This window comes from Pontibacillus chungwhensis (genome assembly GCF_030166655.1).
Taxonomy (GTDB): Bacteria; Bacillota; Bacilli; order Bacillales; family BH030062; genus Pontibacillus.
The window spans coordinates 1,917,699-1,942,739 of sequence record NZ_CP126446.1 but is presented as its reverse complement, the minus strand read 5'-3'; the positions used below and the strand labels follow the sequence as shown (position 1 = coordinate 1,942,739).

At 39.7% G+C, this 25,041-nt stretch carries 29 protein-coding genes; all 29 read right to left on the bottom strand.

What is annotated here, in order from left to right; translation table 11 throughout:
* On the bottom strand, positions 1 to 1,065 hold the full coding sequence (locus tag QNI29_RS10065; protein ID WP_231416363.1) for a protein-glutamate methylesterase/protein-glutamine glutaminase: 1,065 nt from the start codon (positions 1,063 to 1,065) through the stop codon (positions 1 to 3).
* Positions 1,066 to 1,072: 7 nt separating this feature from the next.
* Positions 1,073 to 1,933 carry a MinD/ParA family protein gene (locus QNI29_RS10060; protein WP_231416362.1) on the bottom strand — a complete coding sequence of 287 codons (861 nt, stop codon included), beginning with the start codon at positions 1,931 to 1,933 and terminating at the stop codon, positions 1,073 to 1,075.
* A complete protein-coding gene (flhF, locus tag QNI29_RS10055; protein ID WP_231416361.1) occupies positions 1,926 to 3,053 on the bottom strand; it encodes a flagellar biosynthesis GTPase FlhF in 1,128 nt (375 codons plus the stop codon). Before flhF ends, QNI29_RS10060 begins: the two co-directional genes overlap by 8 nt.
* Complete coding sequence (flhA, locus tag QNI29_RS10050) at positions 3,050 to 5,083, bottom strand: flagellar biosynthesis protein FlhA (RefSeq protein ID WP_231416360.1); 2,034 nt, start codon at positions 5,081 to 5,083, stop codon at positions 3,050 to 3,052. Before flhA ends, flhF begins: the two co-directional genes overlap by 4 nt.
* Before the next feature lie 18 nt (positions 5,084 to 5,101).
* Complete coding sequence (flhB, locus tag QNI29_RS10045) at positions 5,102 to 6,187, bottom strand: flagellar biosynthesis protein FlhB (protein WP_231416359.1); 1,086 nt, start codon at positions 6,185 to 6,187, stop codon at positions 5,102 to 5,104.
* Complete coding sequence (gene fliR, locus QNI29_RS10040; RefSeq protein ID WP_231416358.1) at positions 6,188 to 6,970, bottom strand: flagellar biosynthetic protein FliR; 783 nt, start codon at positions 6,968 to 6,970, stop codon at positions 6,188 to 6,190.
* 2 nt (positions 6,971 to 6,972) lie between these two features.
* The gene (gene fliQ / locus QNI29_RS10035; RefSeq protein WP_036778720.1) at positions 6,973 to 7,242 is read right to left on the bottom strand and encodes a flagellar biosynthesis protein FliQ; all 270 of its coding nucleotides are present in this window, start codon (positions 7,240 to 7,242) and stop codon (positions 6,973 to 6,975) included.
* 19 nt (positions 7,243 to 7,261) lie between these two features.
* A complete protein-coding gene (fliP, locus tag QNI29_RS10030; RefSeq protein ID WP_231416357.1) occupies positions 7,262 to 7,927 on the bottom strand; it encodes a flagellar type III secretion system pore protein FliP in 666 nt (221 codons plus the stop codon).
* On the bottom strand, positions 7,920 to 8,600 hold the full coding sequence (locus tag QNI29_RS10025; protein WP_231416356.1) for a flagellar biosynthetic protein FliO: 681 nt from the start codon (positions 8,598 to 8,600) through the stop codon (positions 7,920 to 7,922). The genes fliP and QNI29_RS10025 overlap by 8 nt, the downstream gene beginning before the upstream one ends.
* Positions 8,601 to 8,612: 12 nt before the next feature.
* On the bottom strand, positions 8,613 to 8,975 hold the full coding sequence (locus tag QNI29_RS10020; protein ID WP_231416355.1) for a response regulator: 363 nt from the start codon (positions 8,973 to 8,975) through the stop codon (positions 8,613 to 8,615).
* 21 nt (positions 8,976 to 8,996) lie between these two features.
* Positions 8,997 to 10,211: a flagellar motor switch phosphatase FliY gene (fliY, locus tag QNI29_RS10015; RefSeq protein ID WP_231416354.1), complete on the bottom strand. Its 1,215-nt coding sequence runs from the start codon at positions 10,209 to 10,211 to the stop codon at positions 8,997 to 8,999.
* Positions 10,201 to 11,202 (bottom strand): flagellar motor switch protein FliM, encoded by a 1,002-nt coding sequence (fliM, locus tag QNI29_RS10010; protein WP_231416353.1) that lies wholly within the window; start codon positions 11,200 to 11,202, stop codon positions 10,201 to 10,203. Before fliM ends, fliY begins: the two co-directional genes overlap by 11 nt.
* A 33-nt stretch (positions 11,203 to 11,235) precedes the next feature.
* Entirely contained in the window at positions 11,236 to 11,652 is a 417-nt protein-coding gene (gene fliL / locus QNI29_RS10005; RefSeq protein ID WP_231416352.1) for a flagellar basal body-associated protein FliL, read from the bottom strand.
* Between the two features lies 1 nt (position 11,653).
* Positions 11,654 to 11,869 (bottom strand): flagellar FlbD family protein, encoded by a 216-nt coding sequence (locus QNI29_RS10000; RefSeq protein ID WP_231416351.1) that lies wholly within the window; start codon positions 11,867 to 11,869, stop codon positions 11,654 to 11,656.
* Positions 11,870 to 11,932: 63 nt separating this feature from the next.
* Positions 11,933 to 12,889, bottom strand: coding sequence for a flagellar hook-basal body complex protein (locus QNI29_RS09995; protein ID WP_231416350.1), 957 nt, complete (start codon positions 12,887 to 12,889; stop codon positions 11,933 to 11,935).
* Positions 12,890 to 12,977: 88 nt separating this feature from the next.
* Complete coding sequence (locus tag QNI29_RS09990) at positions 12,978 to 13,349, bottom strand: TIGR02530 family flagellar biosynthesis protein (protein WP_231416349.1); 372 nt, start codon at positions 13,347 to 13,349, stop codon at positions 12,978 to 12,980.
* Positions 13,350 to 13,373: 24 nt separating this feature from the next.
* A complete protein-coding gene (gene flgD, locus QNI29_RS09985; protein WP_231416348.1) occupies positions 13,374 to 13,862 on the bottom strand; it encodes a flagellar hook assembly protein FlgD in 489 nt (162 codons plus the stop codon).
* Positions 13,863 to 13,871: 9 nt separating this feature from the next.
* Positions 13,872 to 15,464, bottom strand: a complete 1,593-nt coding sequence (locus QNI29_RS09980; RefSeq protein ID WP_231416347.1) for a flagellar hook-length control protein FliK — start codon at positions 15,462 to 15,464, stop codon at positions 13,872 to 13,874.
* Positions 15,465 to 15,493: 29 nt separating this feature from the next.
* Positions 15,494 to 16,066 (bottom strand): MotE family protein, encoded by a 573-nt coding sequence (locus tag QNI29_RS09975; protein ID WP_231416346.1) that lies wholly within the window; start codon positions 16,064 to 16,066, stop codon positions 15,494 to 15,496.
* Positions 16,067 to 16,076: 10 nt separating this feature from the next.
* Positions 16,077 to 16,520: a flagellar export protein FliJ gene (gene fliJ / locus QNI29_RS09970; protein WP_231416345.1), complete on the bottom strand. Its 444-nt coding sequence runs from the start codon at positions 16,518 to 16,520 to the stop codon at positions 16,077 to 16,079.
* Entirely contained in the window at positions 16,517 to 17,839 is a 1,323-nt protein-coding gene (gene fliI / locus QNI29_RS09965; protein WP_231416344.1) for a flagellar protein export ATPase FliI, read from the bottom strand. Before fliI ends, fliJ begins: the two co-directional genes overlap by 4 nt.
* Positions 17,840 to 18,610: a flagellar assembly protein FliH gene (gene fliH / locus QNI29_RS09960; protein WP_284526994.1), complete on the bottom strand. Its 771-nt coding sequence runs from the start codon at positions 18,608 to 18,610 to the stop codon at positions 17,840 to 17,842.
* A complete protein-coding gene (gene fliG / locus QNI29_RS09955) occupies positions 18,582 to 19,595 on the bottom strand; it encodes a flagellar motor switch protein FliG (RefSeq protein WP_231416342.1) in 1,014 nt (337 codons plus the stop codon). The genes fliH and fliG overlap by 29 nt, the downstream gene beginning before the upstream one ends.
* A gap of 12 nt (positions 19,596 to 19,607) precedes the next feature.
* Complete coding sequence (gene fliF, locus QNI29_RS09950) at positions 19,608 to 21,236, bottom strand: flagellar basal-body MS-ring/collar protein FliF (protein WP_354665937.1); 1,629 nt, start codon at positions 21,234 to 21,236, stop codon at positions 19,608 to 19,610.
* A 59-nt stretch (positions 21,237 to 21,295) separates the two neighbouring features.
* The gene (gene fliE / locus QNI29_RS09945) at positions 21,296 to 21,598 is read right to left on the bottom strand and encodes a flagellar hook-basal body complex protein FliE (RefSeq protein WP_231416340.1); all 303 of its coding nucleotides are present in this window, start codon (positions 21,596 to 21,598) and stop codon (positions 21,296 to 21,298) included.
* 26 nt (positions 21,599 to 21,624) lie between these two features.
* Positions 21,625 to 22,080, bottom strand: coding sequence for a flagellar basal body rod protein FlgC (gene flgC / locus QNI29_RS09940; RefSeq protein WP_231416339.1), 456 nt, complete (start codon positions 22,078 to 22,080; stop codon positions 21,625 to 21,627).
* Between the two features lie 2 nt (positions 22,081 to 22,082).
* On the bottom strand, positions 22,083 to 22,475 hold the full coding sequence (gene flgB / locus QNI29_RS09935; protein ID WP_231416338.1) for a flagellar basal body rod protein FlgB: 393 nt from the start codon (positions 22,473 to 22,475) through the stop codon (positions 22,083 to 22,085).
* Positions 22,476 to 22,832: 357 nt separating this feature from the next.
* Positions 22,833 to 23,612, bottom strand: coding sequence for a GTP-sensing pleiotropic transcriptional regulator CodY (gene codY, locus QNI29_RS09930; protein WP_231416337.1), 780 nt, complete (start codon positions 23,610 to 23,612; stop codon positions 22,833 to 22,835).
* Between the two features lie 23 nt (positions 23,613 to 23,635).
* Entirely contained in the window at positions 23,636 to 25,030 is a 1,395-nt protein-coding gene (gene hslU, locus QNI29_RS09925; RefSeq protein ID WP_231416336.1) for an ATP-dependent protease ATPase subunit HslU, read from the bottom strand.
* Between the last annotated feature and the right edge of the window lie 11 nt (positions 25,031 to 25,041).

Sequence of the window (25,041 nt, the reverse complement as noted above, 5' to 3'; positions counted from 1 at the left end):
TCACCCCTTATGTCCGCCTATCCTTTTCATGAGGGCTAGGCTGATCTCATTTACATGTACAATTTCATCCACTAAATTAGTTAGAATTGCTGCTTTAGGCATTCCAAATACAATGGATGATTCTTCTGACTCTGCGATCACAGTTACAGCATGGCTAGATGCTTTTAACCGCTCTACACCTAGTGCTCCATCTGAACCCATCCCAGTCATAACAACCGCAATCATACTAAGCGGTTGCAAGTGAGCAATAGAGTTAAACAGTACATCTACTGCTGGTCTGTGACCTTTATTAGCCTCTGCCTGATCTAGGTGAATAGTTAAATTCGTTTGTTGCTGTTGAATATTCATGTGGTAGTCTCCAGGAGCTATGTACGCAACACCAGGTTTGAGGACCTCTTGATGCTCAGCTTCTTTAACCGAAATCTTACACAAACGATTAAGTCGAAGCGCAAGAGATTGAGTAAATCCAGGAGGCATGTGCTGAACGATTACAATCGGTGCAGGGAAGTTTCCTGGCAGCGCTGTAAGAACTTGCTGTAGAGCACGAGGCCCCCCTGTGGAAGTTCCTATCGCTACTAAATCTTGCTTGCTTTTTGAATAAGCAAATCGATTTGGATGAATCGTCTTTACCGGAGGTTGCTGCGCTTTTTGAACCTCTCTTAAATTCGCCCTTGAAGCTGCTATGACTTTCCCTACAATTTGTTCAGCTATGGACTCTATGTTTAAAGAAATGGCACCAGAAGGCTTTTCAATAAAATCAACTGCGCCGTATTCCATAGCTTTTAAAGTGCTCTCCCCACCACTTTTAGTCATACTAGATAACATAACCACAGGAAGTGGGTGATTTTTCATTATCTCTTTTAAACAGGTTAGACCATCCATTTTAGGCATTTCTACATCGAGTGTTATGATGTCCGGAGATAACTGTTGTACCTTAAGAAGTCCGTCTTCTCCGTTCCTTGCTGTTCCAACTACCGTAATCCGATGATCTGCTTCGAGAATATCCCGAATCATTTTTCTCATAAAGGCAGAATCATCGACAACCAATACTCGAATGGTGTTCATATTCGATCTACCTTTCTAATAAAGAATGCTTTAGCCGGGATAAGAATGAACGCTTTGGTTGCGCGATCGAACTTCCATCTCCGATATAATCATGAACAATATCTTTCAACGCTTTACTCACTGATGCTTTATCGTTATACATGGTATAAGGTACTTGAGCTGTGACAGCTTTTACTACCGTTCGGTCATCTGGCAGAATCCCGAGGGGATAAACAGTACGGTCTAAAAACTTCTCTGCTACAGATTGTAATCGGTGAAGCGTTTCCTGACCGGATTTTTTAGAGAAAGAACGATTGACAACAACCCGAATCGGTAGCTCCTTTGTCCTTTGATCAATGTGCTTCATCATGGCATAAGCATCCGTTAAAGAAGTGGGCTCTGGGGTTGTCACGACAATACATTCGTTACTCGCAAGGATAAAGTGAACTCCTTCACGGGTAATCCCTGCACCCATATCAAAAAGAATATAATCATAACTTTGCATCAGCTTCTCTAATTGATCAAAGAAATAGTCCATACGCCCATCATGAAAATTAAAAATGGTAGATAACCCTGACCCTCCCGCAATATAAGAAAGGGATTTAGGTCCTTCTTCAATAATGTCATAGATTGATAAATTGTTTTCGAACATGTCTACGATGGATCTTTTCGGAGTCAGCCCCATTAGGATATCAATGTTTCCCATGCCAATATCAAGATCAAATAACAGCACTCGTTTTCCCTTATCGGCTAACGAGAGGCCGAAGTTAAGAGCGAAGTTCGATTTACCGACGCCCCCTTTTCCACTCGTAACCGCTATTGTTTTCGCTTCATTTGAAGACTGAATATGTTTTAGCTTTTCACGGAGGTTGGATGCTTGATCATTCATCGGAAAGACCTCCTACGAACCGAGAAACTATTCGCTCAGGAGATGCTTCTCGAATGTCGTCTGGCACATTCTGTCCATCCGTTAGATAAGCCGCCCCGATATGATATTTCATCATCATATTAATCATTGCTCCATAATGAGCTGTTTCATCTACTTTTGTGAAGATTAGCCGCTTTATAGGAACACCGTTAAACTGTTGATAGATCGCTTCAATATCTTTCGCTTTACTCGTTATCGATAAAACAAGATACGTTTCTACTTCTTCCTCGAAATCTACTATTTCCTTTAATTCCCGGACGTAATTTTCATCTTTAAAGTTTCGTCCCGCCGTATCAACCAACACAACATCGCAGTCAGAAAATTTTTCTTTGGCATTCTTATAATCATTGAGGTTATAAGCTACCTCTACTGGTACGTCTAATATCTTTGCGTAAGTCTTCAATTGATCAATAGCAGCAATCCGGAACGTGTCTGTCGTGATGAAGGCCACTTTCTTTCGATGATTCAAAACACAATCCGCTGCAATTTTTGCAATAGAAGTTGTTTTCCCGACACCGGTAGGCCCAACAAGATGAATGTATTTCTTCTTAAAATCAATTCCCCCAAATGGAATTCCTTCAAGTTCTGAAAAGAGACGATCTTTTAGCCACTCTCGAGCTGTTTCAAGATCAATATCTCCCTTTGCAATGTAGTAATGTTCTACCAGCGGATCAATCAGACGCTTGGCTATATGCTCTGATACTTCGTGATTGATTAGGTGAGTGTAAAGCTTATGAAGAACCCCAGGATACAAAACAGAACTATTCGTTGGTTGATTTTTCATTAATTTCTTCAATTCTTGCAATTCTTCATACACATTCTGGCTCGGCTTGATTTGTTTCGACTCCGAAACTTCTTTGTTTATCTTTTCTGTAGTTGGTGCGGCATGGTTTTGTTGAGTTCGCTTTGGTTCAGGGTCAATAGCCGCAACCACCTCAATAGATTTCTTCTTAAACATTCCCAGGAAGCCGCCTTCGTGAACTTCTTTAGAATTCAAGATCACCGCATCTGTTCCTAACTCATTCCGGACCTTTTTCATGACCTCAGGCATAGTGGGTGCCCGGTATTTCTTTACCTTCATGCTACGTTCACCTCCCCAACACTTTGTACCTCTATACTTGGTTCTAATTCGTTATATGACAGAACCGCAACTTGAGGCAAGAAGCGTTCTAATAGTTGTTTCACATACATTCTTGTGGCAGGTGAACACAATACTATTGGCGTTTCTTCCTGCAAGGAGAGTTGTTCAACCTGGCTTGCTACAGACTGAACAATTTGTTGTTGTGTTTCTGGGTCTAGCGCAAGGTAGCTGCCATGTTCTGTTTGTTGAACATGTTCAGCTATTGTCTTTTCTACTCTTCCTGAAACGGTAATGACTTTCAGTCCATTTTGACCTGCTGAATATTGATGTGTAATTTGGGTCGCTAATGATTGTCTGGCGTATTCAGCAAGAAGCTCTGTATCATTCGTCATTTTCCCAAAGTCTGCGAGCGTTTCAAAAATAACAGGTAAGTTTTTAATCGAAACGTTCTCACGTAGTAACTTCCCAAGCACTTTTTGGACCTCACCAACAGAGAGAGGTTCAGGCGTGACCTCATCTACTAAAATCGGGTAAGATTCCTTCAAATGATCGATGAGCTGTTTCGTTTCTTGTCTTCCTAATAGTTGATGGGCATACTGCTTTATGACTTCGGTTATATGGGTGGACACCACAGAAGGAGGATCTACAACAGTATAACCAAACATCTCCGCATCTTCTTTAACCTCTTCAGCTATCCATTTTGCAGGCAAACCGAATGCAGGTTCTTGAGTATCAATACCTTCTACACTATCTTCTTCAACGCCTGGGCTCATAGCCAAGTAATGATCAAGGAGAAGCTCCCCTTTTGCTACCTCGTTTCCTTTGATTTTCAAACGGTACTCATTTGGATTTAACTGAATATTATCTCTTATCCTCACAACAGGGATAACGAGCCCTAATTCAATGGCAAGTTGACGACGGATCATAACAATTCGATCCAGTAAATCCCCGCCTTGATTCGTATCTGCAAGAGGGATTAACGCGTACCCAAATTCAAATTCAATAGGGTCGGTAGAGATCAAACTCACAACGTTCTCCGGAGACTTCATATCAGAACTTTCTTGTTCTGTTTCTTCTTCAGGATCAGGTTCTTGGTCTAACGCTACATCCCTCGATAACCAGTAACCTCCGAATGCTAAAACACCTGCTATAAAAGTCGTGATCAGTATTGGAATTGGTGTCAAACCAAGCATAAAGATCGTTGCTGCTGCAATGTATAGAAGTTTTGGATATCTTAATAGCTGGGTGGAGACGTCTGTTCCGAGATTTCCTTCAGATGCAACTCGTGTAACTACAATACCTGTGGCAGTGGAAATAAGTAAGGCCGGAATTTGGCTGACTAATCCATCTCCAACTGTTAGCCTCATGTATGTATCAATAGCTTCAGAGAATCCGTACCCTTTTTGAGTCATCCCGATAATAAGTCCAAAAATAATATTAATTAAAACGATTATGATACCTGCAATGGCGTCCCCTTTTACGAACTTACTAGCACCATCCATTGCACCGTAGAAATCTGCTTCATTTTCAATTTTTTCTCTTCGCATTTTAGCTTGTTGTTCAGAAATTAAACCTGCATTTAAATCAGCATCGATACTCATTTGCTTACCTGGCATGGCGTCTAATGTAAATCTTGCAGCCACTTCTGATACACGCTCAGCCCCTTTTGTAATGACAAGAAACTGAATAATGACTAGAATGGCAAAAATGACAAAACCAACAAGGGCACTATTGCCGGTTACAAATGTTCCAAACGTTGAAACCACTCCTCCAGCTTCTGCGTTCGCTAAGATGGAACGAGTCGTGGATACGTTTAATCCCAACCTGAATAACGTCAGTAATAATAGGAGGGATGGAAATATAGAAAACTGTAACGCTTCTGTTGTATTCATTGCCACTAAAATGACAATTAAAGCTAATGTAATATTAATGAGTATAAATATACTTAAGAGTACAGGTGGCATTGGAATCACTAACATGACGATGATTAGGATAACACCAACCAATACCGATAAGTCTCTTATGGCCATGAATTTCTCTCCCTACTGTTACGCTTTCTTTTGCAGTTTATAGACGTAAGCTAGAATTTCAGCAACCGCTTGGTAAAATTCTTCCCCAATAGGTTGGTCGATTTCAGATCGATCATATAATGCTCTTGCTAACGGTCGATTCTCAACGGTTGTCACGTCATGCGCTTTGGCAATTTCTTTTATCTTTAAAGCAACATAATCGACACCCTTAGCAACAACATAAGGGGCTTGTGCCTTGTCCTCATCGTATTTTATCGCAATGGCAAAGTGGGTGGGGTTTGTAATAACTACATCCGCTTCCGGCACTTCACTCATCATTCGCTGCTGTGACATCTGTCGTTGACGTTCTTTAATCTTGGATTTAATTTGAGGATCCCCTTCAATATTTTTGTGCTCATCTTTCAAATCTTGCTTGGACATTCGAATATTTTTCTCGTAATCATACCGCTGGTAAATGTAATCAATACTTGATAACAAAAGCAGTAATAGAGAAGCAGCCAGTCCCATTATGACAGTGGTTTGCCCGAAAAAACTAACAGCACTCTCCACACTTTTTTGAGACATTTCTAATAAATCGCCCCGTCTGATCCATAACACCGTAAATGTAACTGTACCTATAAAGCCAATCTTCAACAAAGACTTCAACAATTCAACCAGTGCTCGTGCTGCGAAGATCTTTTTTGCTCCTTGTATGGGGTTTAACTTCTTTAAATCCATCTTCAATGGTTCTCCGGTAAATAAGAACCCAATTTGCAAATAATTCGCTGCAAGCCCCGCCACGATTGCCGCCCCCATAAGTGGAGCTACTGTAATGGCCATCTCCATTGTTACTTGTAGTAACATTTGATGAACAGTTTGCTCTGTGACTTCCCATGTTATGTATTCTTGAAAAGTATGCCTGTACAAACGCGTAAACCGATCTCTTAAAAAACCACCAATGACTAACATCACTAAAAAAACCGTAAAGAGCAATATAGCCGTGTTCACATCCTGGCTTTTTGCAACTTGTCCTTTCTTCCGGGAGTCCTCACGCTTTTTAGGTGTTGCTTTCTCAGTCTTTTCTCCAGAGAAATACTGAAGATCCAACCGTAATTTGTTCACCATTTAAGCCCCTCCCATCAGTGACATTAGATCTCTCATCGTGACAAGCATGAATTCAAATAAATTCTCTACAAGTATCGAGAACATTCCAAACGATATAATAATAACCACGAAACTCACAAAGATTTTAAGCGGTAACCCAACAACAAATACATTTAGCTGAGGCACTGTTCTGGCTATGATCCCTAAAGCCACATCAACCAAAAACAAACAACCCACAACAGGCATCGCCATTTGAAAGGCTACGATAAACATTTTATTAAAGGTAAAGACCACAAACTCTGCAATGGAACCTTCTCCAAAAGGAATCGAAACCTGGTTCATAGGGATCACCTCGTAACTGTAAAAAACCCCATCAATTAAAAGGTGGTGACCATTTACTGCGAGTAAAAATAACAATGTAAATGTATAAAGGTATTGACCAATTAACGGACTTTGCACGCCAGTTTGAGGGTCAATGACATTCGCAATAGCAAAACCCATTTGAAAATCGATAAAACCTCCTGCAATTTGAATGGCTGCTAAAATCAAGTAAGCTATAAAACCTACTAGCAACCCTACCAGAGCCTCTTTTAGAATAAGCAGGATAAATGTCTCATCAAGAAGAATCACAGGCACATCGATTGTGAAATACATTAAAAGAGCTAAAAATGCACTAAATCCTATTTTATGCTGAGTAGGCATGTTTCGGTATGAAAATAGCGGCAGCGTAACAAAGAACGCGGTGACTCGCATAAAGATTAATAAAAGTCCAGGCACTTTGGAAAGGTCAATTAAACTAATCATACCTACCCTACAAACTGATTTAAGTTCTCAAAGATTGTGGCTGTAAATTCCACCATTCTCGTTAACATCCAAGGTCCAAAGAAGACAAGGCCACCCATCACAGCCACTATTTTAGGGATAAAGGCAAGGGTCTGTTCTTGAATCTGAGTTGTTGCCTGGAAGATGGAAACAAGTAACCCTACTGATAAAGCTAATATAAGCAATGGACCTGTTATCGTTAAGACGGTTACGACGCCTTTCTCAGCTAGTGATATAACGAACTGACTATTCATTTAAGATCTCCTCCTGTTGTTAAAAACCTTCTAGTAGCGACTGCATAATCAAGTACCAACCATCCACAAGAACAAAAAGCAGGATCTTAAATGGAAGTGAGATCATGACAGGAGGCAACATCATCATCCCCATTGACATGAGAATACTTGCTACAGCCATATCAATTACAAGAAAGGGAACAAAAATCATAAACCCCATCTGAAACGCCGTCTTTAACTCGCTAATAGCAAAGGCCGGAACCATCGTTGTTAACGGTATGTCCTGAACAGTCTCTGGCTTCTCCATTTGAGCATAATTCATAAACAAGGCAAGATCTTTCTCTCTTGTATGTTTAGCCATGAATGACTTCATAGGTACACTGGCATTCTCGTAAGCTTCCTCTAATGAGATCTCCTCATTGAACAAAGGGGTAAGGGCCTCTTCATTTACTTCTTGAAGGGTAGGCGCCATTACAAAAAATGACAAAAACAATGCAAGACCCACTAATACCTGATTTGGAGGCATCTGTTGTGTGGCAAGGGACGTACGAACGAATGACAAAACAATAATAATTCGCGTAAAACTTGTCATCAAAACTAAAATTCCAGGAGCAATGGATAAGACGGTTAGCACCAACAGAAGTTTTACAGATGTTGCTACGTTTGTTGGATCTGAGTCTGCAAATAGATTAATAAATTCATTCATTTGAATCCTCTTTCTTTCTCTTTTCCGCTTCTACAAGCTGCTTCCTTCGCTCCTTTAAAGAAGATAGTTCAGTTTGAAATAATTTTTGAAACGATTGATCGTTATATGATTTTTCTTCATCCTTACCAGAAGCCTTTTTTTGAGGCAATAATTGTTTAATAAAGGATGGAGAAAAGCTCTGAACGTCCGGCTCTTTCTTCTTCGTCAACTCGTTTATTGTGTGCTCATCCTTGATCTCTGTAACTAATTCAACATTTTCTCCTACTCCAACTGCATATACTTGTTGTCCTATGCGAACAATTTGCAATGATTTGTTCTGTCCAAGAGGGACTCCCCCAAGATTCTCCATCGCTTTTGAAGGATGAATGCTTTTGTTTCGCTTATTCATAAACTTTAAAAGTATATAAATTAAAAAGATAATAAAGGCTAGAGCCAATATGAGTTTAATCAAATCTAACAGCATCGACCCTTCAGAAGAAGCAGGCGAAGAAGAGGGGATAGATTGTTCCTCTTCTTCAACATCTTTAGATGAACCATAATCCCCACATCCTTCAAGGGCCGGATTTTCTAAGCAAGTTTCTACACTTGGTTGTGCAGAAATAGTCGTTGATGATGGCCAAAAAGCCGTTATGATGATGAGGGCGCTCACCCATATGAATAACTGCTTACTCATAGTTCCTCCCTTTTATGCTAAAGCCTTATTTATAGCCTCAAGCACTCGGTCTGCTTGAAATGGTTTCACAATGAAGTCTTTCGCTCCCGCTTGTATGGCATCTATGACCATCGCTTGTTGCCCCATTGCGGAACACATAATAATCTTGGCATCCCCGTTAAGGCCTTTAATTTCTTTTAGTGCACTAATCCCATCCATTTCAGGCATTGTAATATCCATAGTGACAAGGTCTGGCTGTAATTCTTTATACTTATCGACAGCTTCACTTCCGTCTTGAGCTTCACCCACAACGTCAAACCCGTTCTTTGTTAAAATATCCTTGATCATCATTCTCATAAATGCTGCATCGTCTACAATTAAAATTTTGCTAGCCATACATATCCTCCTAGTAACAATCTATTGTAATTTTTTCAGCCGTTCTTGCTGGCTAAGTATTTCTGTAACACGAACCCCAAAGTTTTCGTCAATCACAACCACTTCTCCTTGTGCAATGGGTTTATCATTCACAAGAATATCTACAGGTTCCCCTGCTAATTTATCAAGCTCTACAATCGAACCTGAAGATAGTTCCAAGATGTCTTTAATCGTTCGTTTTGTACGCCCAAGTTCCACTGTTACTTTAAGCGGAATATCCATCAGCATATCTAAATTACGCTTTTCCTGATCCTGCAAAGATGGAGGCTCAAATTGACTAAATACGGCTTGTTGAACCTGGCTTGAATCTTCTTCTCTCATGCCCCCCATGTATTGCGTTTCTCGAGGTTGAGCCGGTTCCTGTGATGGGGCCACATTGTGCTGTACTTGAGAAGGTTCTGTTCTTGCCGAGGCAGTATGATCTTGTTGCGCTGCTTGATCACTTTCTACTCTTTCCGCATTTTGTTTTGGCTCTTGCTGTGGTTCTGCTTCTTGTAACAGTTCTTCATCACCTGAAGGAGGATTCAACAGTTGGTCCACAAGGTCTTTAGCAAATTCGATCGGCAAGACTTGCATAATCTTTGAATCAATTAACTCCCCAACTTTAAGTTGGAAACTAACATTCACAAGATCTTCATCTGGAATTTGCTCTGTTCCTTCTCCTTCTTTTACATGCAATAAATCAATACTTGGTGGAGAAATATCCACTCGTTTATTAAAGACTGTCGACATGCTCGTGGCTGCTGAACCCATCATTTGATTCATGGCTTCTTGTACAGCGCTCAAATGAATTTCATTCATTTCTTCAGATGGTGATGTCCCATCCCCTCCAAGCATCAAATCCGCAATAATAGCAGCATCACTTTGTTGAATCACTAACAGATTCATTCCTGAGAATCCTTCTGTATATTCGACTTGAATGGCTACATTCGGTTCAGGAAATTCATCCGCTAGATTTGACCTCTTTATAATTGAAATCGACGGCGTCGTTATATCCACCTTTTGCATTAACAGACTCGATAGTGCTGTAGCAGAGCTTCCAAACGAAATATTTCCGATCTCCCCTAGTGCATCTTGTTCTAAAGAAGTTAAATACTCGTCATTAGATGGTTGGTCATCGTTTGAACCGCCCGTATCGGCTGTTCCATTTAACAGGGCATCAATTTCATCCTGTGAAAGCATATCATCACTCATCATCGTCGTCCCCCCCTCGGTATTCGTCTAATATTTGGACAGCTACTTTCTTTTTCACCTGTCCAGGCTGTGCTAGGAATTTAACTTCTTCATCAACTTTAATTTTCATAGGATCCTCAATTAACTGATCTAACCGAATCACATCATCTTTAGCAAGATGATACAGTTCATCAACAGTAATCCGAGACTCACCTAATATGGCTTTTACATCCACTTCTGCTTTCTGGATTGTTTTTGAGAGGGACTGGTACTCCTCAGGGCTTGTTTCATTAGGCGTTTGGGTTTGCATCCAGTAGTGAACAGAAAGTTTTGGAATAATCGGCTCTAACACCACATGTGGAATACAGATGTTAATCATGCCTGAGGATTCCCCGATTTCTGTATTTAAGGATATAACAACAACCGTTTCATTAGGAGAAACCATTTGAAGAAACTGAGGGTTTACCTCAAACTCTTCAAGCTCTGGATTTATATCGACCACAGAACTCCACGCTTCTTGAAGGTTATCAATCGCTTTTTCAAAAAGCTGAGACATCAAGTTCGTTTCAATTTCTGTAAGGCTTTCCACTTTATTAACACTGACGCCTTTCCCCCCAAGAACTCTATCAAGCATAGCGTAAGCAATGTTTGGGTTGGCTTCTAGTAGAATTCGTCCATCTAAAGGCTCGACGGAAAAGACGTTTAAAATCGTCATTTTTGGAATCGATCTTATAAACTCTTCGTAAGGAATTTGATCTACTGAGGCAACAGAGATATGAATATAGGTTCTTAACTGAGCCGAAAAATAAGTCGTGAGTAGCCGAGCAAAATTTTCATGGATCCTCGCTAAACTGCGAATCTGATCTTTAGAAAATCGTAACGCCCTTTTAAAATCATAAGCTCGTACTTTTCGTTCTTTTTCTTCCTTTTTTAAATCATCTGCGTCCATTTCTCCAGTTGATATGGCGGATAATAGTGCATCGATCTCATTTTGAGAGAGAACTTCTTCTGCCAAAACGTCACCTCCAATCAGGTGCAATCATTCGTATTATTGTAAAACTTTCTTAATGGTGTAGACTTCTGTAACTTTACCTTCTGTCATTAATTCGTTAAGGCGGGTCTTAATCATCGCTTCGAGGTTTTCAACACCCGTTTTAAATTCTTTTTCATCCATAGGGGATAGTTCTTTAATTAAGATGTTCTTAAGCTGGAAGTCCCGCTTTTCTAATTCCTCTTTAGCATCTTTACTCTCTGTTACAATTCTAAATTGAATCCGGACAAAACGATCATCTTTTAAGTCAGTCGTAATCTCGTCTGTTTCAATGGAATAGTCACGCAACTCATCGATCGTCGGCTCTCCACTTGCTTGACTACTAGAGTTTAAGATTAAGATAAGGGCAACGACGCCTCCGACCGTAATGACAACCAGGCTAATGACCATAGCTTTAAGTATTTTTGGATTCAAGTTAGGATCCCTCCTTTTCCTGGACACTAATACTTGCAAGTCCAATCTGCCTGTAAAATTGTTTGGTTAATGTAATGACTTCCTCTTCTTTCTCTCGAACAAGAAGCTTCCGGCCACTACTTAATGTAATTGTCGTATCTGGATGAGCTTGAATTTGTTCTATGTAAATCGCATTTAATGTAAACGACTCACCGTTTAATCGAGTTAATGAAATCATTATGTATAAGGGAGCCCTTAAAAAGCGGCTCCCAGCCTCCCTTTTCTAGTCAGGTTGTCTAGTTTATCGCTTCAAGTTAACGAGTTCTTGTAAGATCTCATCAGATGTCGTAATAATACGGGTATTCGCCTGGAAACCACGCTGTGCTGTAATCATTTCTGTGAACTCTTCTGCAAGGTCAACGTTGGACATTTCTAGGGAGCCTGAAACGATTGAAGCTGCTCCATTTTGACCAGGCGCCACTAAATCTGCCGGTTTGTCAAAAAATTCACCAGCTGTACTACCATCACCGTCTTCATCAGCGACGAGCAAACCAGCATTATTTGAATTAATAAACTCATTTGCACCAACTTTCTGAAGTCCAGCAGGGTTAGAAAACTTAGCTACTTTAATTTGGCCAGCAGCTAGCGTATTTCCTCCCGCTACGTAATTTACAGTACCATCAGACTGTATACTAAAACTTTCAGCAGTAGGAGGAATTTGTATTCTACCCTTTTCAACCAAAGTTCCTGTTGTGCTTCCGGGATCAGGATCAGGATAGCCCTCTGTAGAGCCTAATAAATATTTACCAGAACCATTTACAATAAAACCTTCTTGGTCAAGATAAAAATTCCCAGCTCTTGTAAACGAAATATCAGCATTAGTAAAGTCGCCGAAATCTTCCCCGCCACTATTCTGTCCAAGCGCAAACATCCCATCGCCTTCTAACGACAAATCAAGGGGGCGATTTGTTGTTTGGCGATTACCTTGAGTGTGAATATTATCAATGGAACCTAATTGGGATCCAAGACCAACTTGGGAAGGGTTAATTCCCCCTCGAAAAGGTGTAGCTGTTCCACCATTGTCAGTTGTGATAGGACCTTCAGCCGCAGATAGGTTCTGACTCATCATATCTTCAAACGTCACGCGCCCTTTTTTATACCCTGACGTATTTACATTGGCAATGTTGTTTCCGATTGTATCTAACTTCGTTTGCATACCTTTCATACCGGAGATCCCGGCGTACATTGAACGTAACATATTTCGTTCATCCCTTTCGTTTTTAGGTAGATTAATAGATTTGCCGCTTCAGTCATTCCGCGGCGTATAGGCCTCCCGAAGGTCCAACCTAGTCTTCCATCACAATCGTTCCATTAATGTTCGTAAATACTTGTGAAGTCGCTTCTTTTTTATTCATGGCTGTAATAACCGTGTTGTTTTTTGTACTGACCACAAGTGCCTTATCCTTCATTAACACAAGGGAATCTGTTACCCCTTTATGTTTCGCTTCCTTCATACGGTTTGCCATCGCTTCCCATTCTGCATCAGATATGTGGAGATTTCTCTCTTGTAATCGCTGCTTGGCGTGTTTGCTCAGCTTTATTCCAGAAAGTTCCTGGCGAAGCGCATCTTGAAAGCCGCCTTCTTTTACGGATGATGCTTTTTTCTTACTCGGAATGGTTAGCGGATGAGTGTGTAACGACTGGATTCTTGGATCCATGTTACCTCCTTCTTTCTATAGATCTTATACAGATTCATCTTCTTTCCCATTAACAGTAGTGCCCACTTCTTGTTGATCAGCGACCCTTTTAATACGTTCTGTTGAAATCGTTTGTCCATTGGAAAGTTCCAGTTCTATAGCGTCTTGTTTTTTTGTAACAGCTAGCACCTTACTCGTTTCAGCACCTGTAACGGTCCCATTTTCATTTACAATCTCGTAGGAAACTTGTTTACCAATCATCGAACTGTACTTGACGATCGGAGCGAAATTCTGGGCTTGTGATAGTTTCTCGATAGCAGAAGACATGTTTGTCATTTGCTCAAGCGTCGAGAAACTCGTCATTTGAGAAATAAATTCTTTATCTTTCATAGGACTTGTCGGATCCTGATTTTGGAGTTGGGTCATCAGGATTTTTAGGAAGTCATCTTTCCCTAACATGCTGTTACTTCCTGCATCAACTGTGCGTGTTTGTTGCTGTGACTTTAAATAAAGCGATGGATCAATACTAGTCATTGTCATCACCTACACCTTTTCATTCATTAATACATCGTGAAAACGAATGGATTCCTCTTCTTCATTTTCAGTTACATTCTGTTCTTGTTCCTGTTGTGGTCTTTCATCCTCTTTATGATCTTGTTCTTTATCAAATGTGAAAGACTGATCTGCCTGAATCGTTACATCTTGCTTTTCAACCTGTACTTGGTTTGGTGAAAACATATGACGTAGCTGATTCATGTTTCCTTCAAGCATATCTTTTGCTGCCTGTGTCGTAACCATGATCTTAACCATCATTTCTCCATTTTGCTGCGTCATTTTCACCATCATATCCCCTAACGAACCGGGGTTGAGTTTAATAGACAATTGAGATCCTGCTTTGTTCATTGAAAAGCGACTTCGGCTCATCACTTTCTGAAATTCCTCTATGAGCTGTTTTTGCATCGTTTGATCGCTTTGAGTATTTGGGCTTAATTTAATTACCATTTGTTCTTGTTTAGACATCACCATGCTGTCATTAGCACTAGTAAATGAGGTTGGTTTAAGACTTGCGTCTGCTATTGAATCGTTTTTATCTCCCATTCGGTTCCATGCATTTTGAATCCACTTACCGAATTCTTTAGTAGTGACACTGGCATTGTGGGTATACTGGTTTTTGACAGATAAATCTGAACGCTTCCTTAGATTTTCTAATGCATGTTCAAAACCCATTACCGCCTTTGAATTTTTTAATTGTTCCAACGAGGGTTTAATTTCAGAAAAACTCGTTTGCCCACTCTTATCCATTTTAAGCAATTGCTCTGCAATGGAATGAAGTTCTTTATAAATAGCTGATGCTTTCAAGGTGTTATCTGAAATATGACTTTCCCTCAACTGATTAAGCTTTTGTAAGGTGTTTTTCAGATTTGAAGCTATTATTCTCAAGCTCTCACTATTAACTTTTGACTCATCTACAGAATTAAATACAGGATTTAGCTGTCCCTCTAGACTAAAAGCGGATATTAATGAATTTTCTTTTGATGTATTGAATTCTTGTAAAATAGTAATTAAATCGGTGGTAATATTTTCAATCTTTTTTTGCATTTCTCTCAATTGAACGTTTTCCACATTATTGCCATTAGAGTTTGCTAGCCAACCATCTAGCGCCACCAATTGTTCTATAGAGGACTCTAAAGATTCAGCTGGGTCTTCATTAAAACCTGACTTTGGTTGAAGCATTTCTTTCAAAGAATTGAGAATAATGCTAATGTCATCACTAGCAGCCAAGGTCTTAATATTACTCTTCGCTTTTTTTGATAACACTTCCCAATTTGCACTACCTTTTACGCCTTTAATAATATCCTCAAAAGCCACTTCATCATTATTGCTTGATTGTAGAATAGTTTGAAGGTCGTTTAGGAGAGATTTTAACTCTTTATCTAAACTAGATAACTTTGTTTCTTTATCCAATATTTCTCTAATATTTTTATAAAGAGGTTTCCCATCTCCCTCCTTGGTAACATTAGCAAGTACAGCTTCTAACTTATTTGTAAAAGCTGAGGAAGGCGGTGGGGAATTTTTTGTAGGTTTACTGTTCACCTTAACACCCAATTGCTGGAGCAATGCTACATTTCCATTCACAATTTCACCCCCTTTCAAAATTTAAATTCTCACCTACTCATAAGAGCGCTCGTTATAGTAGCAGCTAGTTCAGGGTCTAAAGCTGCTAACACTTTCCCCCGTTCATCATTCGGTAATTTTTCCAATAGATTAACAGATGCCACCTGATCAAGTTTAGAAACGATTGCCGCCGCTTCTTCAGGATCCATGTTTTTGAATGACGAGGAAAGGTTGGATAATACTTCTTCTTTATTCTTGTCTGACATGTTTTTATCATTTAATTGATTCGTAAGCTTCTCAATCTCGTTGTTAAGCTCATTAATCTTTTGATCTTTCACAGTCAATTGCGATTGTAACTCTTCTAATTGAGCATTTTGGTCCTCTATTGTGGCTTCTAATTCCACCGTTTGATCTCCTTGGTTTTCTTCAGTTTCTTGGTTTACCATTGTAGAGATAACGGGTATATCATTTGTGAACTGTTTTGTTTTCTCAAAAATATTTACTCCTGCCACCGTCATAATGATCAGAGCTACAGTTATAGCTAGGATAAGCGGAATTAGGATGACAAACACAAACCACTGGAATTTACTCGATTTTTGTTTTGGCTCTTCTAAACTAGCCATTGTCTTACACCTAATTTCCTTGATTAATATATTGTTGGACTGATATTTCATCCATCATCTGTTTCTCAAACGTTTGAACTTTTATTTGCTGTTGTTCAACTTTACGATTAATCAACAATTCGTATTTTTTGTATTCAATATGTGATTCAGAGAGCATGCCTTGCTTATCATTCATGTTATTTCTCGCCTCTTGAACCACTTGCTGAACTTCTTCAATTTGCTGCGATAGTTGCTCGATATATGCATGATGACTATGTAACGCGGTAATACTTAAACCTTTCTGAACTTCTGCTTCATAATAAGCTTCTGCATTTTCTTTCTTTTTCAACAATTGATACAAACGCGTGGCTACATCTTCAAACTGATCCATGGAATCTTGATAATTCTTTTGAGCCACATGTTTATCTTGTTCTTTCAAATCTAACAATTTATGAAAAGTACTTAAGCTTGTCATGACGATCCACCCCTCCCTACTGTTTGGATCAGTTGCCTTATGGCCTCTTCGTTTTGGACAGGTTCATGTGTTCCTTGTTTTAAAAAGGAAATCAGTTGAGGATGATATTGAATGGCTTCATCCACTTCTCTCGAACTTCCTTTTCGGTATGCTCCGATCTGGATGAGTTCTTGATTCTCTTCGTATGTGGCTAATAGACTCCTCATCCTTTCAGCAGCATCTAAATGCTCCTGCTCTGCAACGTGGTTCATAACACGACTGATGGATTTCAAGACATTTATGGCTGGAAACTGACCTTGTTCAGCTAGTTTCCGATCTAAAACAAAGTGACCATCTAATATTCCTCGTACTGTATCTGCAATCGGTTCATTTAAATCATCACCATCAACTAAAACAGTATAGAAAGCTGTAATGGAACCGTTCTTATTGGTTCCTGTTCTTTCAAGTAACTTCGGTAAAATGGCAAATACAGAGGGCGTGTATCCTTTTGTGGTAGGTGGTTCTCCAGTTGCTAACCCCACTTCCCGCTGAGCCATAGCCACCCTCGTTACGGAGTCCATCATTAAATTCACATCAAACCCTAAATCACGAAAGTATTCACTTATGGCCGTAGCTGTGTAAGCTCCTTTTATCCGCATCAATGCAGGCTGATCGGATGTTGCTACTACAACGATTGATTTCTTTAATCCTTCTTCACCTAGATCCCGCTCAATAAATTCTCGAACCTCACGACCACGTTCTCCGATCAGGGCAATAACATTAATATCCGCTCCACTATTTCGAGCAATCATCCCCATGAGTGTACTTTTTCCAACTCCACTACCAGCAAATATTCCAACACGCTGACCTTTTCCAACGGTTAATAGCGTATCGATTGATCGCACTCCTACTTGTATTGGTTCTTCGATTGGAGGCCTTGACAGAGGGTTTGGAGGAGATTGATCTGTCGGATAAGGTCTTAATCCTTTTAAAGAGGAGGACTCATACATCGACCTACCTAAAGAATCCAATACACTACCAATCATTCCTCTTCCGACCTTGACTTGAAGAGGTTCGCCGGTTGCTTCTACTAAACAACCTGGAGCAATATCTGTAATTTCTGAGTAAGGCATAAGAAGTACTTTCTCTTCCGTGAACCCTACCACTTCTGCAAGGATTGTCTCTCCTCTTTTAGGGCTTGAATGAATCACTACAACTTCTCCGACACTCGCCTCTGGACCCTTTGATTCAATCATTAAACCCACAACTCGAATAATCTTCCCGTAGCGCTTATACGTCTCAAGCTCGTCTATTGAATGAAGCAATTCTCTGACTCTCACTTATTCAGCCTCCTCTAGCAGGCGAAATAGTTTGGTTCTTAACTCTTCCAGTTGACTATCAATACTCACATCCACTCTTCCATAAGAAGACTCCATGTAACATTGGAACGGTTGTAAGTTTGTCTTAGGATAAATCGTTAGTTCTGCCTGGTGGTCCAGAATAAGCTGGAGCTCGGACTTTTGTGCAAGCACCTCTTCGTATTGGTCAGGATGTACATAAATTCGAAGCTCATCTGTATTATTTCCTTCATCAATGACCGCCCTCACAATAGGGAGAAAAGTTTCTGGACGTTCAGTTAAAGTCTGATTCATGATTTTTGAAGCAGCTTTCAAACTTAAGTGAAGGATAGTTTCTTCACTATCTGCAATCTTCGCATAATAATCCTGAGTGGCTTGATCTATGATGGTATGAGCTTTTTCAATAAGACTTTCGTATTGTTTAAAAGCATCTTGTTCACCAGACTCAAACCCTTTATTAAAAGCATCTTCCTTTGTTGCTTGTTCGAGTTTGACCTTTTCTTCCTCCCAGTCATTTTGCAGGGATTTAATTTTTTCTTGTGTTTCTTTTAAAAGACGGTCAGACTTTTCTTCTGCTTCCCGAACTATTTGATCAGCATAATCTTTTTGTTGATTTGCTTCTTCCATAACGGAATCTGCTAGCTTAGAAGATTGTTCGGAAGCTTCGCTTTGAGGCTTCGGGCGAACGGGTTTTATCCCAATTACACGCCCTTTATTCTCCGGGTTAAACAATGATATCGTCACCTCCGCCACGAGCAATGACGATCTCCCCTACCTCTTCTAACCTTCTAATGATGGACACAATCCGGGTTTGTGATTCTTCTACCTCACGTAGTCGCACAGGACCCATATATTCCATTTCTTCTTGGAAGGTTTCACTCATGCGAGAGGACATATTTTTAAATACAACTTCTTTAACTTCTTCACTAGCAACTTTTAGAGATAGCATGAGGTCCTCATTATCTACATCACGAATGACACGTTGAATGGCTCGATTATCAAGGGTGACAATATCTTCAAATACGAACATCCGTTTCTTAATTTCTTCTGCTAGTTCAGGATCTTGAATTTCAAGGGAATCTAAAATCGTGCGCTCAGTACTCCGGTCAACACCATTAAGAACGTTCACAACCGCTTCTACCCCACCTGTTTGGGTATAATCCTGTGTAACAGTAGTAGAGAGCTTTCTTTCAAGAATCTGCTCCACTTCATTGATCACTTCTGGTGATGTGGAGTCCATGATTGCAATTCTTCTTGCTATATCTGCCTGCATTTCCTGAGGAAGCTCAGACAAAATTTGAGCAGACTGCTCTGAATCCAAATAAGACAAAATTAACGCAATCGTTTGAGGATGCTCATTTTGAATAAAGTTTAGAATTTGGGAAGGGTCTGCTTTTCTCGCAAAATCAAACGGCTTAACTTGAAGAGATGATGTTAACCGATTGATAATCGCTGAAGCCTCTTTATCACCAAGGGCTTTTTCTAGAACTGTTTTCGCATAGCCGATTCCCCCTTGAGAAATATAGTCCTGCGCTAAAGCGATCTGATGGAATTGATCTAAAATCTCTTCCTTTTGATTCGGTTCTACTTTTTTTACAGAAGAAATTTCTAAGGTCAACTTCTCAATTTCTTCTTCTGTTAAATGTTTATATACTTGGGCAGAAACATCTGGACCTAAGGATATGAGGAGAACGGCTGCTTTTTGTCTACCTGTTAGTCCTGTTTTTTGCTTTGCCATATGTACTCACTCCTAATCTTCTGCGATCCATGAACGTAATAATTTCGCGAAGTCTTCTGGTTTTTCTTTCGCCATACGTTCGAGTTGCTTACGTCTTACTGAACTTTCCGTCTCTTCAGGTTCCTCCATAGCAGGGACCTCTACTGGAGTTCGCTCTCGTTCCACATAGTTTTCGGCTTCTAAATCTTGTTGCTTTCTTCTTCTGGATAGAACCCAAATTAAGCTTGCAACAACAACGAGTAAAATTCCTCCTGCTATATATACCCAAACCGGAATAGTAGGGGAAGGTTCCGAATTAAATTCCGGCTTACCATTGAATTCCTGAAACACGATCGAAACTTTATTCTCTGGTTCAACCGGACCAAATTCTTGATCAATACTCGTTGATACAATAGAACTCAATATAGATGTAATACTCTCAGAAAGAGTAGCTTGTTCAGCTGCTGAAAGCTGTTGAATGGCGCCATTTTCCGCGCTATCTTTATTCTGGTCAACTGCTACCTGTATACCTAGATCTCTAATTTTATATGGAGATTCTACGATATTTCTCTGAATTCGGTTAAATTCATTATTGATCGTCTCTTTCATCATTTCATAATCGCCGTTTGTCCCCTCTTCACCATCACCTTGATAAGTTGGGACATCGTTTCCATTATTCACAGTTCCCCCTGCGTTTACATCACCAGGGTCACCTGTATATGTTTCTGTGATACGTTCGACGCTAACCGGCAATCCTTCTTCGCCATCTTCTGCAGGTTGTACAAGGTTTTCTGTGCGATTTTCCTGTGTGAAATCGACATCAGCTGTGACGGACACCATTACTTTATCTTGTCCCATCATCATGCCTAGCATCTGCTGAACTCTTCTTTGAATATCATTTTGGATATCATCTTTAACCGATTGTTGATACTCATAAGATTGACCTGAGGCTATTGAACTAGATTTTTTTGGGTCAAAATACTTAAAGTTTTGGTCCATAATGGCGATATTATCTGTAGGGAGATTTGGTATCGCCTTAGAAACGAGGTGATATAACGATTGGATTTGATCTTCTTTTAGTTGATAACCTTTATTTACGTTCACAACGATGGAAGCTGAAGCTGTCTGTTTCTCTTCACCTACGAAGATCTTTTCCTCTGGCATATTAATCATGACTTTTGCATTTTCGATTCCTTCAATTTGCTTCATCAAGTTAGACAATTCGGTTTGCATAGCATCAATTTTCATGACGCCAAACTCATTATCCGTCATCCCCCAAGAAGTGTTATCACTGAAGAATCCGTAGTCAATGCTTCCACTATCAGGTAGACCCTGGGCAGCTAAATCGACCAATAACCCATCTACTGAAGTTTCGGGAACCATTACCGTCGTTCCTTGATTTCCTAACTCATATTTAACTCCTCTAGCATCTAACTCCTCTTTAATTTGCCCTACTTCCTGGACGGATAAATCATTGTAAAGAGGCACAAGTTTCGGATTAGAAGCAAAAAGGCTTGCTCCAACAATTAAAGCGATCAGACTGATAACAGCTCCAACCATCAGAATTTTTTGAGGCAAACTTCGCCCTTTCCAAAATTCGCTAGATTTTTCTTTATAATATTGTAGCTTTTCTCTCATAATAGCCCCCGTGCTAAACATCATCTAAACCGTTTGGTAAATCATGTGTAATCGTTGTTGAATGTAGTAATGATGTTGATTGATTATACTTGCATTCTCATAATCTCCTTGTATGCATCTACCGCTTTACCTTGTACTTCTACAGCCGTTTGCAATGTAATACTAGCTTTTTTGGCTGTAATCATTACGTCATGGAGATTATCTATTTCACCTTTAGCAAGTTGTTCGGTTTTTAAATTAGATTGGACTTGGGCATCATTAACGCTATGTATAGCATTTTTCAAACTAGTAGCAAATGCCGATTGAGCCTCGTTAGGCGAAATTTTCTTTTGCATTTGGGATGTTTGTAAATTTACTTGTCCTGCCTGTAGAGCAATTGGATCCATAAGAATCTCCCTCTCTTTAAAAGTCTTTAACGTCCAATTTCTAACGCTTTCATAAGCATGCTTTTACTCGCATTCATCGCGGTAACATTTGCTTCATAGGACCTGGTTGTACTCATTAAGTCGACCATTTCCTTTAAAGGGTCGACGTTCGGCATCGCCACATAACCATTTTCATTTGCATCAGGGTGATTAGGGTTAAACACCATTTTAAAAGGAGAATCATCCTTCTGGATCTCAGACACTTCGACTCCTTCAGCAGGGGTACTACTTGCTCCCATAGCCATTTGTAAATGAGACTGAAATGTTTCTCCTTTAGGTTGAAACTCCACCATTTTTCTTCTGTAAGGCTGCCACTGGCCATCTTCTGTCTGACTGGCCCTTGTTGTTTCCGCATTTGCTAGATTAGATGAAATTACGTCCATTCTTAATCGTTGAGCCGTTAGTGCACTGGCACTCGCGTTAAATGAATTAAAGATCCCCATGATTATCTCCCACCTTTAATAACAGACTCTAAGCTTCTAAATTTACCGTTCAAGCGATCCACTAGTGCCTGATAATAGATTTGATTTTTAGCAAGGTCTGACATTTCCTGATCAACGTCAACATTATTTCCATTATGATTGTATTCAGTATTCCTGTTTAAAGTAACAGAAAAAGGGGAAGAACCAGTAGAAGAAAAAGGAATATGTTTACTGTTGGTTCTTTTAGCATCGAACGAACCCATTTCCTGACTTAGTACATTTTTAAACTGTACATCTTTGGCTTTATAGTTTGGAGTATCTACATTTGCGATGTTATTAGATATTGTTTTGTTCTTAAGTGAGGCATAATCCATGGATTGTTGTAACGTTTGGATTGTTCCACCGAACATGGACATCGAAATCCCTCCTTTAGGTTTCAAAAATAAGTATCCAGACCTACATAATGCTAATTGTAAGAAAACGTCGAATTTTTGTCTATAAGATGGATTCCCTATTTATGCAATTTTTAGTATGTATTTTAAAGTTTTCCAGGTCCAAAAGACCTATTTATTAGTCCTTAAGTCCTATGTTTTGATTCGTAAGTGTCTTTTTGCCTTTTTAACTTACATCCATATACCATTATGACACAGCTTCAAAAGAAAGAAAATGTCGAAAAAGGGAATTTTACTTTATCTAAACAAATTTTGCGTATGAATACAAAAAAAACCAGGCCGTCTAAGGCCTGGTTCATACTATACCTAATAACAACTATTTTAGTTTAAGCGCATATTCTGCAATTCGACAAGGAATTTGTTGTTCAATACTTTGATATACGTACCTTTCATTCCTAGGGAACGGGACTCAATTACACCAGCACTCTCTAGCTTACGTAGAGCATTGACGATAACAGAGCGAGTAATTCCTACACGATCTGCAATTTTACTAGCAACGAGCAATCCTTCATTACCTTCTAATTCCTCAAAGATGTGTTCAATTGCCTCTAACTCACTGTAAGATAATGAGCTGATTGCCATTTGAACAACCGCTTTACTTCTAGCTTCCATTTCAATCTCTTCTGTTTTCTCATGAAGGATTTCCATACCTACTACTGTAGCACCGTACTCGCCTAGAAGAAGATCGTCATCATTGAAACTTTCTGTTAAACGACTTAGGATAAGAGTTCCAATGCGCTCTCCGCCTCCAATAATGGGTACAACAGTCGTTAGACCTTGTTGGAATAATTCACGATTCTCCACCGGAAAAGCGGTTAGAGGATGATCAATGTTTAAGTTAGGTGTCGTTTCATTAATAGAGAATAGGTTTTGCGTATATTCTTCTGGAAACTGACGTTCAGCTAACATACTTTTCATGCGATCATTTTCAATTTCTTGTTTAATAGCGAAACCTAACAGTTTACCTCTTCGACTTACGATATAAGTGTTCGCTCCGATAGCATCACGAAGTGTCTCAGACATATCGTTAAAGTTTACCGATTTACCTGTTGTTTTCTGTAGCATTGAGTTAATATTGCGTGCGCGATCTAATAATTTCATATTGATCCTCCTGTTCTGTGTGTCTATAAAATAAATTGACTCAAGTCTTTATTCTTTGCAATAGATGCTAATTTGTCATCTACATAAGCTTTTGTAATTTCGATGGTTTCCATATGAACATCAGGAGCCTCAAATGAGAGATCTTCCAATAGTTTCTCTAAAATGGTGTGTAATCGGCGAGCACCGATGTTATCCGTTTCCTGGTTCACTTCAAAAGCAACTTCTGCTAATCTGGTAACAGCTTCGTCAGAAAATTCCACATTTATACCTTCTGTTTCAAGTAAAGCTTTATATTGCTTTAACAATGCGTTAGATGGTTCAGTGAGAATGTTCACAAAATCCTCTACAGTTAGCTTCTCAAGTTCAACACGGATAGGGAAACGCCCCTGTAATTCAGGGATCAGATCAGATGGTTTAGACATATGGAACGCTCCTGCTGCTACAAATAGAATGTGATCCGTTTTTACCGGGCCATGCTTAGTCACAACTGTGGATCCTTCAACAATTGGTAAGATATCCCGTTGGACCCCTTCTCTTGAAACATTACCAGAAGACTGCTCGTTACCTCCAGCTACCTTATCAATTTCATCCACAAAAATCATGCCGTTTTGCTCTACACGGTCGACAGCTTCTTGAGAAACTTCGTCCATATCAATCAATTTTTGGGCTTCATCCTGAGTAAGCACTTTACGAGCATCTTTCACGGAGAGGCGACGCTTTTTAGTCTTTTTAGGCATGAACTGACTGAAAGCATCTTGCATATTCATCCCCATTTGTTCCATACCCGAGCCTTGCAACATATCAAACATAGAAGACTGCTGTTCTTCTACTTCGATGGTAATCATCGTATCTTCCAACTCGCCCATTGACAGCTTATGGGCAGCTTGCTTTCGTTTTTGCTCAACGTTTTGTTCTTCAGAGCGGTCTTCGTTTTGCTGCTGGTCATCCTGACCAGAGAAAAACATTTCTAAAGGATTCTTAAAATTGTTTTGCTTTTTCTTTTTAGGAACTAAGTACTCAACAATGCGTTGATTCGCTCGCTCTTCAGCTTTACTTTTAACCTGCTCCATCTTTTCTTCTTTCACCATACGGACAGCCGTTTCCATAAGGTCTCTAACCATGGATTCAACGTCACGACCCACGTAACCTACTTCTGTAAATTTCGTAGCTTCAACTTTTACGAAAGGAGCGCCTACAAGTTTGGCTAGCCTACGGGCGATTTCCGTTTTCCCTACTCCTGTAGGTCCCATCATCAAGATATTCTTAGGTACGATTTCATCTTTTAATTTATCATCCAATTGCATACGACGGTACCGATTACGAAGCGCAACTGCTACTGCTTTCTTAGCATTATTCTGACCAATGATATATTGATCTAAGCGTTCAACAATTTGTCTTGGCGTTAAGTTTTCACTCATCGATAAAGACC

Bases quoted from the DNA above. Each gene is read 5' to 3' on its own strand.
- QNI29_RS10065 (WP_231416363.1), bottom strand. From the start codon at position 1,065: ATGAACACCATTCGAGTATTGGTTGTCGATGATTCTGCCTTTATGAGA.
- QNI29_RS10060 (WP_231416362.1), bottom strand. From the start codon at position 1,933: ATGAATGATCAAGCATCCAACCTCCGTGAAAAGCTAAAACATATTCAG.
- flhF (WP_231416361.1), bottom strand. From the start codon at position 3,053: ATGAAGGTAAAGAAATACCGGGCACCCACTATGCCTGAGGTCATGAAA.
- flhA (WP_231416360.1), bottom strand. From the start codon at position 5,083: ATGGCCATAAGAGACTTATCGGTATTGGTTGGTGTTATCCTAATCATC.
- flhB (WP_231416359.1), bottom strand. From the start codon at position 6,187: ATGGTGAACAAATTACGGTTGGATCTTCAGTATTTCTCTGGAGAAAAG.
- fliR (WP_231416358.1), bottom strand. From the start codon at position 6,970: ATGATTAGTTTAATTGACCTTTCCAAAGTGCCTGGACTTTTATTAATC.
- fliQ (WP_036778720.1), bottom strand. From the start codon at position 7,242: ATGAATAGTCAGTTCGTTATATCACTAGCTGAGAAAGGCGTCGTAACC.
- fliP (WP_231416357.1), bottom strand. From the start codon at position 7,927: ATGAATGAATTTATTAATCTATTTGCAGACTCAGATCCAACAAACGTA.
- QNI29_RS10025 (WP_231416356.1), bottom strand. From the start codon at position 8,600: ATGAGTAAGCAGTTATTCATATGGGTGAGCGCCCTCATCATCATAACG.
- QNI29_RS10020 (WP_231416355.1), bottom strand. From the start codon at position 8,975: ATGGCTAGCAAAATTTTAATTGTAGACGATGCAGCATTTATGAGAATG.
- fliY (WP_231416354.1), bottom strand. From the start codon at position 10,211: ATGATGAGTGATGATATGCTTTCACAGGATGAAATTGATGCCCTGTTA.
- QNI29_RS10000 (WP_231416351.1), bottom strand. From the start codon at position 11,869: ATGATTTCATTAACTCGATTAAACGGTGAGTCGTTTACATTAAATGCG.
- QNI29_RS09995 (WP_231416350.1), bottom strand. From the start codon at position 12,889: ATGTTACGTTCAATGTACGCCGGGATCTCCGGTATGAAAGGTATGCAA.
- QNI29_RS09990 (WP_231416349.1), bottom strand. From the start codon at position 13,349: ATGGATCCAAGAATCCAGTCGTTACACACTCATCCGCTAACCATTCCG.
- flgD (WP_231416348.1), bottom strand. From the start codon at position 13,862: ATGACTAGTATTGATCCATCGCTTTATTTAAAGTCACAGCAACAAACA.
- QNI29_RS09975 (WP_231416346.1), bottom strand. From the start codon at position 16,066: ATGGCTAGTTTAGAAGAGCCAAAACAAAAATCGAGTAAATTCCAGTGG.
- fliJ (WP_231416345.1), bottom strand. From the start codon at position 16,520: ATGACAAGCTTAAGTACTTTTCATAAATTGTTAGATTTGAAAGAACAA.
- fliG (WP_231416342.1), bottom strand. From the start codon at position 19,595: ATGGCAAAGCAAAAAACAGGACTAACAGGTAGACAAAAAGCAGCCGTT.
- fliF (WP_354665937.1), bottom strand. From the start codon at position 21,236: ATGATGTTTAGCACGGGGGCTATTATGAGAGAAAAGCTACAATATTAT.
- fliE (WP_231416340.1), bottom strand. From the start codon at position 21,598: ATGGATCCAATTGCTCTACAGGCAGGACAAGTAAATTTACAAACATCC.
- flgC (WP_231416339.1), bottom strand. From the start codon at position 22,080: ATGGGGATCTTTAATTCATTTAACGCGAGTGCCAGTGCACTAACGGCT.
- flgB (WP_231416338.1), bottom strand. From the start codon at position 22,475: ATGTCCATGTTCGGTGGAACAATCCAAACGTTACAACAATCCATGGAT.
- codY (WP_231416337.1), bottom strand. From the start codon at position 23,612: ATGAAATTATTAGATCGCGCACGCAATATTAACTCAATGCTACAGAAA.
- hslU (WP_231416336.1), bottom strand. From the start codon at position 25,030: ATGAGTGAAAACTTAACGCCAAGACAAATTGTTGAACGCTTAGATCAA.